At 73.9% G+C, this 11,174-nt stretch carries 8 protein-coding genes; 6 read left to right on the top strand and 2 right to left on the bottom strand.

What is annotated here, in order from left to right; translation table 11 throughout:
• Positions 1-79: 79 nt before the first annotated feature.
• The 6 genes from HET64_RS30420 to HET64_RS30395 all read left to right on the top strand — a co-directional run bounded on the left by HET64_RS30420 (position 80) and on the right by HET64_RS30395 (position 8,303).
• On the top strand, positions 80-1,951 hold the full coding sequence (locus HET64_RS30420) for a hypothetical protein (RefSeq protein WP_215110363.1): 1,872 nt from the start codon (positions 80-82) through the stop codon (positions 1,949-1,951).
• Between the two features lie 3 nt (positions 1,952-1,954).
• Positions 1,955-2,596: a hypothetical protein gene (locus HET64_RS30415; RefSeq protein WP_251146089.1), complete on the top strand. Its 642-nt coding sequence runs from the start codon at positions 1,955-1,957 to the stop codon at positions 2,594-2,596.
• Positions 2,593-3,672, top strand: a complete 1,080-nt coding sequence (locus HET64_RS30410; protein WP_215110362.1) for a right-handed parallel beta-helix repeat-containing protein — start codon at positions 2,593-2,595, stop codon at positions 3,670-3,672. The genes HET64_RS30415 and HET64_RS30410 overlap by 4 nt, the downstream gene beginning before the upstream one ends.
• Positions 3,669-4,820 (top strand): SGNH/GDSL hydrolase family protein, encoded by a 1,152-nt coding sequence (locus HET64_RS30405; protein ID WP_215110366.1) that lies wholly within the window; start codon positions 3,669-3,671, stop codon positions 4,818-4,820. The genes HET64_RS30410 and HET64_RS30405 overlap by 4 nt, the downstream gene beginning before the upstream one ends.
• 86 nt (positions 4,821-4,906) lie before the next feature.
• A complete protein-coding gene (locus HET64_RS30400) occupies positions 4,907-7,324 on the top strand; it encodes a polysaccharide lyase 8 family protein (RefSeq protein ID WP_251146088.1) in 2,418 nt (805 codons plus the stop codon).
• A 4-nt stretch (positions 7,325-7,328) separates the two neighbouring features.
• Positions 7,329-8,303, top strand: coding sequence for an alpha/beta fold hydrolase (locus HET64_RS30395; protein ID WP_285801917.1), 975 nt, complete (start codon positions 7,329-7,331; stop codon positions 8,301-8,303).
• A gap of 8 nt (positions 8,304-8,311) precedes the next feature.
• Here the strand turns inward: HET64_RS30395 and HET64_RS30390 are convergent, their stop codons facing one another.
• Positions 8,312-9,856, bottom strand: coding sequence for an NAD(P)/FAD-dependent oxidoreductase (locus HET64_RS30390; protein WP_215110365.1), 1,545 nt, complete (start codon positions 9,854-9,856; stop codon positions 8,312-8,314).
• 163 nt (positions 9,857-10,019) lie between these two features.
• Positions 10,020-11,174 (bottom strand): tetratricopeptide repeat protein (locus HET64_RS30385; RefSeq protein WP_215110360.1); only part of this gene is annotated, 1,155 nt, incomplete at its 5' end.

Here is an 11,174-nt window from a genome sequence, read left to right as displayed (position 1 = left end):
TGTCTCCTCAGTCACGTTTTCCTTTTTTCAAGCAGACGACGGCATACGAGATCTGGTAAGGTCTCGTGGGTTCGGAGATGTGTATAAGGGACAGGGCCCGGCCGCGTCCAACCCGGCCCTCGCCTACCGGATCGGCGGCGACCCGGCCGATCTCGCGGAGAGCGTGCGCTGGATCGAGGCGGCGTCACGGCTGCCGCACTGGGGCCGGGCCCATATGCCCGACCACGACCTGGACGCCGGCTGGCTGCTCCACCACCTGGCGCTCGCCCTGCGCTGGATCGGGAACGACCTGCCGGACGACGTGGCCGCGCTGCTCCGCTACAAGCTGTTGATCCAGGGGCGTCGCCTGTACGACTTCGCGGTGGCGAGCGAGGGCCGCTGGTGGTCGTCCTCGTACTGGCAGAACCACAACTGGATCTGTTACGCGGGTCTGGCGACGGCCGGCTACGTGCTGGGCAAGGAGGAGTGGACCGAACGGGCGAAGTCGAACCTCGCCACGGTGCTGGAGGTGCTGCCCGAGGACGGTTCGCACGCGGAGGGAGTCGTCTACTGGCGTTACGGAGTCCCGTTCCTGGCGATCCATCTGGATCTGCTGGCGGAGGCCGAGGGCGTCGACTGGTGGGACCGGGGAGGCTTCATGGCGAACACCTTCGGCTACCGGCTGCACCAGAGCGCGCCCGGCTTCGCGTTCACGATCGACCACGGTGACTGCCACGACCGGCGCAGCGGCCACAGCGCCGGCCTCTACTACCGGCTGGCCGCGCAGTACGGCATCGCCGAGGCGCAGTGGCTGGGCGACCTGGCCTCGGGCGAGCTGCTGTGGGCGGAGGCGGAGCACAGCGGAGTGCGGCCGGGCATCCTGCCGGAGGCGTACCTCGAATACCTCTGGTACGACCCGGCCGTCGCGGCGGCCCGGCCCACCGCGACCCGGGCGTTCTTCCCTGACCTGGGGCTGCTCGCGGCCCGGACCGGCTGGGACGCCGACGCCACCGCGGTGTCGTTCAAGGCCAGTCCGGGCGGCGGTCACCGGGCCTGGGAGACGAGCGCGAAGCACCGGGCGGAGCTGGGCCACGAGACGCTGAACCAGGGACACCACCACCCGGACTCCGGCTCCTTCGTCCTGCTGTCGCGGGGCGCCCACCTCGCCGTGGACGACGGCTACAGCAACCGCAAGCGGGCGGAACACCACAATCTGCTGCTGGTCGACGGGCAGGGGTACGCGGACGAGGACCGCTACCACGTCTACGAGGGGATTCCGTATCTGCGCCAGGCCCGGCAGCGGGACGTACTGGTGGGCGACGAGGAGGGGTGGGCGCACGCCACGGCGGAGATCGCCGCGATGTACGACCCGGCCCTCGGGGTCGTCCGGCTGGACCGGACCCTGGTGTTCACCCCGGCGGGGCGCCTGGTGCTCCTGGACCTGGCGGAGTCCGAGGAGCCGCGGGAGTGGACGTTCCTGCTCCGGACGGACCGGCCGACGGAGGAACACGCGGACGGCAGTCGGCTGATCAGGTCCGGCGAGGCCACCGCCCGGGTGCGGCGGCTGGCCCCGGACGAGGCGTCGGTGCGCACCGGCGTCCTGGAGGTGGCGGCCAATCCGACGTCCAGCACTCCGGAACTGCGGCTCACCCGCACCCTGCACACGCTGGACGTGACCACTCCGGCCTGCCGCGCGGGCCTGTTCCTCACCGCCATCACGCCGGACGCGGCGTGCGCGGTCACCGGGGCGGAGCTGACGGAGGGCCACGGAGTGCGGTTCGCGGACGGCGGGGAGAGCGTGTTCCTCTCCCCCGTCGCCCGCCGTATCCGGGGGGTGGGGCTCTCGGCGGACGCCGCCGCCGTCCTGCTCACCGCCGCCGGGGCCGCGTACGTCGTGGCGGCGACCCGGCTGGAGCTGGCGGGCCGGGTACTCCTCGACGTAACGGATCCGTACACAGGAAAGGTCGGGTAGATCATGGGGACACCTCTCGCCGGGGCGGTGGCGTCGCCGCCCGTTCCGGAAGCCACCCCGTCGGGCTGGCCGACGCTGCTGCGCCGGCTGGAGTTCGTCGCCTACCCGGCCGCCGCCGGGGCCGCGTTCACGCTGCTGGCGCTGGGCGTGGTGACCTGGCTGCCGGCGCTCGCCGCGATGGGCCGCGCGCTCCAGCGGTGGCGGGTGGACGGGGACAGCCGCTGTTTCACCAACACGCTGGCCGCCTTCGGCGGTTACTGGCGCGCGCTGTGGCTCCACGGTCTGCTGTCCACCGCCGTCGCGGTCGTCCTGGCCGCCAACACGCTGCATTTGCTGAGCCGTTCGGAGGCGTGGACCTTCCCCGTGCTGGCCGCGCAGGTGGGCATAGCGGCGGCGTTCGTGATCCATCATGTGGCGCTCGCGGCCGAGGCGGGGCGGGACCCGGACGGCGGTGTCCGGTCCTGGTCGGCCGGGGCCCTGGCGCTCGGCTTCGGGTCCCCGGCCCGGGGAACCGCCCTGCTCGGCGCGGCGGTCTCCGCCGTCCTGCTCTCCCTCGTCGTACCGCTGGGGCCACTGCTGCTCGGCCCGAGCGTTCCGGTACTGCTCGCCCTGTCCTTCGCCGATCCCAGGAGGCACACCCCATGACCCGACTTCCGCGCACCGCCCTGGCCGCCGCCCTCGTCGCCGGCCTCGCCCCGCTCGTCGTGACCGCGCCCCCGGCCGCGGCCGCGGCGAGCGCGTACTACGTGTCGCCGTCCGGGAGCGACGCGAACTCCGGTACGTCGGCGGGCGCGCCGCTGGCCACGATCCAGAAGGCGGTGGATCTGGCTCCGTCGGGCGCGGTGGTGAACCTGGCGCCGGGCACCTACCGGCAGGACGTGGTGACCGCGCGGGCCGGGGTCACCATCACCGGTCCGTCGAACGCCGTGGTGAAGGGCGCGGGCGACGCCCGGATCATCCAGGTCCGGCATGACAGCACAACGCTCAGCGGCTTCACCGTGGACGGACTGCACGGGTCGGCCTCGGACGTGTCGGGCTACCGGCTCAAACTCATTTATGTCATGAGCACGACTCCAGGGAACGGGGTCGGCGGCCTGCGCGTCACCGGCATGACCCTCAAGAACGCCGCCGACGAGTGCCTGCGGCTGCGCTATCTCGTCACGGGGGCCGAGGTGAACGACAACACCATCACGGACTGCGGGGTCGCCGACTTCGTGTTCGACGGGGGCGGGAAGAACGGCGAGGGGATCTACCTCGGTACGGCCCCCGAGCAGCAGGGCTCCAACGGGGCTCCGGACGCGGCGGCCGACGTCAGCCGGAACAACCGCATCCACCACAACACCATCGTCACGCGGGGCAACGAGTGCGTGGACGTGAAGGAGAACGCGACCAACAACTACGTCGAGCACAACGACTGCAGCGGCCAGCGCGACCCCAGCTCCGGCGGGCTCGACGCCCGGGGCAGCGGCAACATCTTCCGCTACAACACCGTCCACGACAACGTGGGCGCGGGCGTCCGGCTCGGCGGTGACACCGCGACGGACGGCACCGCGACCTCCGTCTACGGCAACACCATCACCGGCAACGCGGGCGGCGGCATCAAGTTCATGCGCACCCCGCAGGGCCCGGTCTGCTCCAACACCATGAGCGGCAACACGGGCGGCGACGCCGTGGGCACCTACGGCAGCTCCTACGACCCGACCGGTGCGTGCCCGCAGTGAGCGGCCGGGGGCCCGCGAGACGCGGGGTTCTGTACGCGGCGGCGGCAGCAGGGGCCGCCGCGGTCGCCGCCACGGCGACGGACGCGCGCGCGGCGGGGACGGCCGCCCCCGCGCGTTCGCGCTGGAGCACGTCCTGGGCCACGGCCCAGACCGCGCCGACCCCTACCGACCCGGTGGCGTACGCCGGGCTGACCGACGGCGACTGCACGGCCGTGCTGCGACTGTCGGCGGGCGGAGCGGTCCGGCTGCGGTACGCGAACACCTTCGGGACCGCGCCCGTGCTGATCGGCCCGGTAGCCGCCGACGGCCGGCCCGTGACCTTCGCCGGGCGGAGCCAGGAGTGGCTGGCGGCGGGCGCGAGTCTGACCAGTGACCCCGTCGCGGGACTGCGGGTGACGGACGGGGCGCGGCTGGAGGTGCGGACGCGGATCCCCGGCCCGACCGGTCCGCTCTCCTTCCACCGCAACACCCATGCCTGGCACACCGTCGACGGGGTGCGCACCCGGTCGGTCCTCCTGCTGACCGGGGTGGAGACGACCGGGGCGCGCGGCCCGGTGCTCGCGGTGCTCGGCGACTCCATCGCGGAGGGCGTCGGCACCCCCGACGACGCCGATCTGCGGTGGCCCGACCAGCTGGCGCGGCGGCTGCCCGGTGCGGCCGTCGCCAACCTCGGGATCAGCGGGAACCGGCTGCTGCTCGACGACGTCCGCTTCGGGCCCGGTGGCCAGGCCCGCTTCGACCGCGACGTACTCGGGCTGCCGGGGCTGCGGACGGTGCTCGTCCACCTGGGTGTCAACGACCTCCAGCAGCCGCCGGGACAGAGCGGTCCGGACCAGGTGCTGGCCGGCTACCGGCAGGTGGCGCTGCGCGCCCGGGGCGCCGGGCTGCGGGTCGTGGGCGCCACCATCACCCCGTTCGAGGGGTGGACCCGCTGGTCACCCGAGCTGGACGCGGTCCGCGGGCACATCAACCGGGCCGTGCGCACCGGGCGGATCTTCGACGGCGTGGCCGACTTCGACGCCGCACTGCGCGACCCGGACCGCCCTTCCCGGATGCTCCCCGCCCACGACAGCGGCGACGGTCTGCATCCGGGCCCTTCCGGTCACGCGGCGCTCGCCGCCGCCGTCGACCGCCGACACCTTCTGTGAGCCGGCGTGAGCCGACGTCTTCCGCCGGCCGGCGCCTTCCCGGAGCCGACACCTTCCGTGAGCCGACATCTTCTGTGAGAGGCGACATGACGAACCGAGGCACCACCCGGCGCACCGTCCTGACCGGCGCGGCCGCCCTGGGCGCGGCGGCGACGCTGCCCCTGACCCTCGCCGGTCCCGCCCACGCGTCGTCCGGCACGGCACGGACCGGGGCCGAGGACGCCGCGGCGCTGCGCACCCGCTGGCACACGCTGCTCACCGGCGGCCCCGGCCTCGACCGGGACGACGAGCGGATCGTCGCCGCGACCGCCCGGGTGGGGCGGGCCGGGACCACCGCCGCCACCGGCCTCGACCCGTCCCGGACGGACGGGCTGTTCCCCGACCTGACCAGCACGGCGCTCTCCAACCACGTCACGACGTCGTTCAAGCGGCTGGCGACAGCCGCCACCGCCTGGGCGGTCCCCGGCACCCCGCAGCACGGCGACGCGGCGCTGCTGGCGAAGCTGCTGGGCGGCGTCGACTGGATGCTGACCCACCGTTACGGCCCCGAGCACACCCGCTTCGACAACGACTGGGACTGGGAGATAGGCGCGGCGCTCGCGCTCAACGACACGGCGGTGCTGCTCCACGACGAGCTGGGGGCGGAGCGCCTGGAGCGGGTCACGGCCGCCGTGCTCCACTACACGCCGGACCCGAACCTGTGGCGGGTGAACCGGCAGATCGCGACCGGCGCCAACCGGGTGTGGGTCTCCACCGTGGTCGCCGTCAACGCGGTGCTGCGCGGCGACGGCGACGCGCTGGTCCGGGTCCGTGACGCTCTTTCGGACGTCGAGGGTTCGGGGGCCAACAGCGTCCTGGCCTTCAACGACACCGGCGGCGCGGCGGCCGGCACGGGCGAGGGGTTCTCCTCCGACGGCTCGTTCCTCCAGCACTACAAGCACCCGTACAACGGCGGTTACGGCAAGGAGCTGCTGGGGAACCTGTCCCGGCTGCTCAACCTGCTGGCCGGTACCGCCTGGACGGTGACCGATCCCGATCTCGACAACGTGCGCGGCTGGGTGGACGACGGCTTCGACCCGCTGATGTTCCGGGGCGATGTCATGGCTTCGGTGTGCGGGCGGGAGATCGCCCGGCCGAGCAAACAGGGGCACGCCTCGGCGCAGACTGTTGTCGAGGCCGTGCTGCGGCTGATCCCGTGCTTCCCGGGTGAGCCCGCCGACCGGTTCACGGCGCTGGTGAAGCAGTGGATCGCCGAGGACGGCTACCGGGACTTCCTCGCCGTGACCGACCTCGCCTCGCTGGTCGCCGCGCAGCGCGCGATCGCCTCCGCCGTCCCGGCCCGCGGCCCGCTGGTCGCCCACAAACAGCACCCTCTGATGGACAAGGCGGCCCACCACCGCCCGGCGTTCGGGCTGGGCATCTCCGCGTACTCGACCCGGATCTACAACTACGAGTCGATCCAGAACGAGAACCTGCGCGGCTGGCACCTCTCGGACGGGATGGTGCTGCTGTACACCGACGATCTCGGCCACTACAGCGAGGACTACTGGCCCACCGTCGACCCGGCCAGGCTGCCCGGCACCACCGTCATCGCCGGGCACCCGGCCGACGCGGCGGGGCAGCGCACCACCAGCACCGCCGACTGGGCGGGCGGCACCGCGCTCCCGGACACCACGCTGGGCGCGTACGGGATGGAGCTGCGGGCCTTCGGCAGCACACTGCACGGACTCAAGAGCTGGTTCTGCCTGGACGACGTCATCGCCTGTGTCGGTTCGGGCATCACCGCCGAGGCGGGGACCGCCGAGACCGTGGTGGAGAACCGCAAGCTGCGCGACCCGCGGGCCGCGCTCCTGGTGAACGGCTCGGCCGCCCCGGACGGTCCCGGCTGGTCCGCCGAGCTGGCGGACGTCCGGTGGCTGCACCTGGCCGGAACCGGCGGGTACGTCTTCCCCCGGCCCGCCTCCGTGCGCGCCCTGCGCGAGGAACGCACGGCGACCTGGCGGGAGATCAACCTCAAGTACGGCACCGACACCCCGGTCACCCGCCCGTACCTGACGCTCTGGCACGACCACGGCCCGGCTCCGAGCGGGGCCGGCTACTTCTACCTCCAGTTGCCCGCCTCCTCCGCCGGGCGCACCCGGCTGCTGTCGGCCGCGCCGCCGGTGGAGCTGGTCGCCGATTCGACCGCCGTGCACGCGGTGCGGCGTGGTGCGGACGGGCTGCTGGCGGCCAACTTCTGGCGGGCGGGCTCGGCGCGGGAGCTGAGCTGCGACGGTCCGGCGTCCGTCCTGGTGCGCCCGAAGGGGCGGAACGTGACCGTCGCGCTGTCCGATCCCACTCACCTGCGGTCCACCGTGGTGGTCGAGCTGGCCGGGCGCGGGCTGACGCTCGCCTCGGGCGGCCCCCGGGTGAGCGCGGCGCGCACGCCGGGCGGCATCCGGATCACCGCCGACACGTCGGGGCTGCGCGGCGCGACCCTCGACCTCACCCTGAAGAGGAGCTAGAGCCTTGCTGTTCGACATGGATCTGGAGCGGCTGCGGGAGTACCGCCCCGAGCCGCAGGAACCGGCCGACTTCGACGCCTTCTGGGAGAAGACCCTCGGGGAGACGGCCCGGCACGACGTCGACGCACGGTTCGTGCCGTACGAGACGGGACTGGCGACCGTCGACGTACTCGATGTGACGTTCAGGGGATGGGAGGGGCAGCCGGTGAAGGCGTGGCTGATGCTGCCGAAGCAGCGCTCCGGACCGCTGCCCGCCGTGGTGCAGTACATCGGGTACAACGGCGGCCGGGGCATCCCGTACGCGTGGCTGACCTGGAGCGCGCTCGGTTACGCGCACCTGGTGATGGACAACCGGGGGCAGGGCGGCGGCGGCAAGAACACCGCCGACACCCCCGACATCGGGCCCGAGGGCCACGGCTCGTCCTCGCCCGGCTTCCTGACCCGGGGCATCGAGGACCCCCACCGGCACTACTACCGGCGGCTCATCACCGACGCGGTCCGGGCCGTCGACGCGGCGAAGGCCCACGACGCGGTGGACGCCGGACGGGTCGCCGTCCTGGGCGGCAGCCAGGGCGGCGGACTCGCTCTGGCCGTGGCCGGACTGCGGGACGACGTGGCGGCGGCCGTCGCCGACGTGCCGTTCCTCTGCCACTACCGGCGGGCCTCGCAGATCACGGACGCCGGACCGTACGCGGAGATAGCCCGCTGGCTGTCGGGGCACCGCTTCCGGATCGAGGAGGCGATGGAGACCCTGTCCTACTTCGACGGGGTCAACTTCGCCGCGCGCGCGAGCGCTCCCGCCTGGTTCTCGGTCGGGTTGATGGACCGGATCTGCCCGTCGTCCACGGTGTTCGCGGCCTACCACCACTATGCGGGGCCGGCCGAGATCGAGGTGTTCCCGTACAACGGGCACGAGGGCGGCGCCGAGTACGACCTGCCGCGCAAGCTGGGTGCGCTGCGGGGGGTGTTCGGGGCCTGATGGCGGCGTCACCGGCCCAGCGCGGCCATCGCCGCGTTGTGGCCGGGGACCCCGCTGACGCCGCCGCCGCGCACCGCCCCCGCCCCGCAGAGCAGCACGTTGGCGTGCGCGGTCTCCACGCCCCAGCGCCCGGTGCCCTCGTCCGCGTACGGGAAGGAGAGGTCGCGGTGGAAGATGTGGCCGCCGGGCAGCCGCAGATCGCGCTCCAGGTCGAGCGGGGTCTTGGCCTCGATGCAGGGTTCGCCGTTCGCGTCGAGGGCCAGGCAGTCGGTGACCGGCTCCTCCAGGTGCGCGTCCAGTTCGGCCAGGGTCGCCTTCAGCAGGGCCGCGCGGGCGGCTTCGTTGTCGGCGGCGAACAGGCGGGCCGGGGCGTGCAGGCCGAAGAGGGTCAGGGTCTGGTAGCCGCGTGCGGCGAGGTCGGGGCCGAGGATCGACGGGTCGGTCAGCGAGTGGCAGTAGATCTCGGAGGGCGGGGCGGCGGGCAGCCGTCCGGCCGCCGCGTCCCGGTAGGCGTCGGCGAGCTGCCCGTACCCCTCGGCGATGTGGAAGGTGCCGGCGAAGGCCTGCCGGGGGTCGACGGACCGGTCGCGGAGCTTCGGCAGCCGGGTGAGCAGCATGTTCACCTTGAGCTGCGCGCCCTCGGCGGGCGGCGGCGGGGTGTCGCCGAGGAGGGTGGCGAGGGCCTGCGGGGAGGCGTTGACGAGCACCCGGCGGGCGGCGACGACGTGTTCTCCGTCCGGGGTGCGGACGGTGACCTCGGCGTGGGTGCCGTCGGTCCCGATCCGGGTCGCCTCGTGCCGTACGCGGATCTCGGCGCCCGCCGCCTCGGCGGCCCCGGCCAGCGAGTCGGTGAGCGCGCCCATGCCGCCCACGGGGACGTCCCAGTCACCGGTGCCGCCGCCGATCACGTGGTAGAGGAAGCACCGGTTCTGGAGCAGTGAGGTGTCATGGGCGTCGGCGAAGGTGCCGATCAGGGCGTCGGTCAGGACGACCCCGCGTACCAGGTCGTCGCTGAAGTTCTCCTCGACGGCCACTCCGAGCGGTTGCTCGAACAGCATCCGCCAGGCATCGGCGTCGTCGACGCGCTCGCGCAGTGCGTCCCGGCTCGGCAGCGGCTCGGTGAGCGTCGGGAAGACCCGTGTCGCGAGCCGCTGTGTCATGGCGTAGAACCGCTGCCAGGCCGCGTACTCGCGCTCGCCGCCGGTCAGCGCGGCGAAGGACTCCCGGGTCCCGTCGCCCGCGACGAGCAGCCCGGTGGGTCGTCCGTCGCGCACGGCGGGGGTGTAGGAGGAGACGGTCCGCTTGCGTACGGCGAAGTCGAGGCCGAGGTCCCGGACGATCTTGTCGGGCAGCAGGGACACCAGATACGAATAGCGCGAGAGCCGGGCGTCGACCCCGGCGAAGGGGCGGGTCGAGACCGCCGCTCCCCCGGTGGTGCCGAGACGTTCCAGGACGAGGACCGACTGCCCGGCACGGGCCAGGTAGGCGGCGGCGACCAGGCCGTTGTGGCCGCCGCCGACGATCACGGCGTCGTAGCGGTCGCGGGCGGGCACGCCGGGGCCGGAGGACCCCTGGACGACGGGCCGGCCTGCGGGTGACCGGGGTGCGGGTGTCTGGGGTGCGGGCATGCACCTTCGTAACACGCCGCCTTCCGTCCCGGCCAGGGGTGGCGTGCTTCCCGGTCATGTGACGGACGCCGAGGGTCTTTCGTTCGGATCAGGTGCGGTGCGGTCCGGTGGCCTCCGCCGACCGTCCGAGCCGCTCCAGGCAGTGCGCCTCGTCGTCGCGGGCCGCCAGCGTCTGGGGGTGGTCGGGGCCCAGCACCCGGCCGCGCGCCTCGGCGACCTCCCGGTACGCCGCCAGCGCCTCGCTCCACCGGCCGAGCCAGCCGAGCCCCGCGGCGACCTCCCGGCGGCTGATCACGGTGTCCGGGTGATCGGGTCCGAGGGTGCGTTCCCGGAGCGCGCAGACCTCGCGCGCCTCCGCGAGCGCCTCCTCCCAGCGGCCCGTACGCCCCAGGTTCACCCCGAGGCCGTGGCGGGCGCGGAGGGTCTCCGGGTCGGCGGCGCCCCCGGTCCGGGTGCGGTCGGCGACCAGGGAACGGTACAGCTCCAGGGCCTCCACGTCGCGGCCGAGCCGGCCCAGGCTGATGCCGGCCTCGTAGCGCGCGGCGAAGGTGTCGGGGTGATCGGGCCCGAGGGTGCTCGCGCGGGCCCGGGCGACGTCCTGGAAGGTGTCCAGCGCCTCGGCCCAGCGGCCCAGCCTGCCCAAGGTGTAGGCCACTTCGTAGCGGGTCGTGAGGGTGTCGGGGTGCGTCGGGCCGAGCAGCCGGGCGCGGGCGTCGGCGACCTCCCGGGCCAGCTGCCAGGACTCCTCGGGACGCCCCAGCCGGCTGAGGTTGAACGCCATGTTGTGGCGGCAGCGCAGGGTGTCGGGGTGGTCGGGGCCCATGACGCGTTCACGGACGGCGAGGACCGCCTCGTACACCTGGTGGGCCTCGGCGTGCCGGCCGACCCGGCCCAGGGCGTGGGCGGTCGCCTGGCGGGCGGCGAGTGTCTGCGGGTGGTCGGCGCCCAGGGAGCGTTCGCGGCCCTCGGCGACCCGGGCGAACTCGCGCAGCCCTTCCTCGGCCCGGCCCGTGCGGCTGAGGGTGAGGCCGAGTTCGTAACGGCTGGCGAGGGTGTCGGGGTGGTCGGGTCCGAGGACGCGGCCACGCTGGGCGGCGACCTCCCGGTGCACCTCACCCGCCTCCTCCCAGCGGCCCAGGCGGCCGAGGTCGATGCCCGCGCTGTGGCGGCCGTCGAGCGTGGCGAGGAGACCGGGAGCGGGGGGCCCGGCCGGTCCGGAGGCGGCGGGGCCGGAGTGCGGGGC

The sequence above is a fragment of the Streptomyces sp. McG3 genome (assembly GCF_018619185.1).
Taxonomy (GTDB): Bacteria; Actinomycetota; Actinomycetes; order Streptomycetales; family Streptomycetaceae; genus Streptomyces.
Note: the sequence above shows the minus strand (reverse complement) of the source record. Positions and strands in the feature narration are given on the sequence as shown.

Excerpts from the sequence above, each read along its gene's own strand:
- HET64_RS30410 (WP_215110362.1), top strand. The coding sequence starts at position 2,593 with ATGACCCGACTTCCGCGCACCGCCCTGGCCGCCGCCCTCGTCGCCGGC.
- HET64_RS30400 (WP_251146088.1), top strand. The coding sequence starts at position 4,907 with ATGACGAACCGAGGCACCACCCGGCGCACCGTCCTGACCGGCGCGGCC.
- HET64_RS30415 (WP_251146089.1), top strand. The coding sequence starts at position 1,955 with ATGGGGACACCTCTCGCCGGGGCGGTGGCGTCGCCGCCCGTTCCGGAA.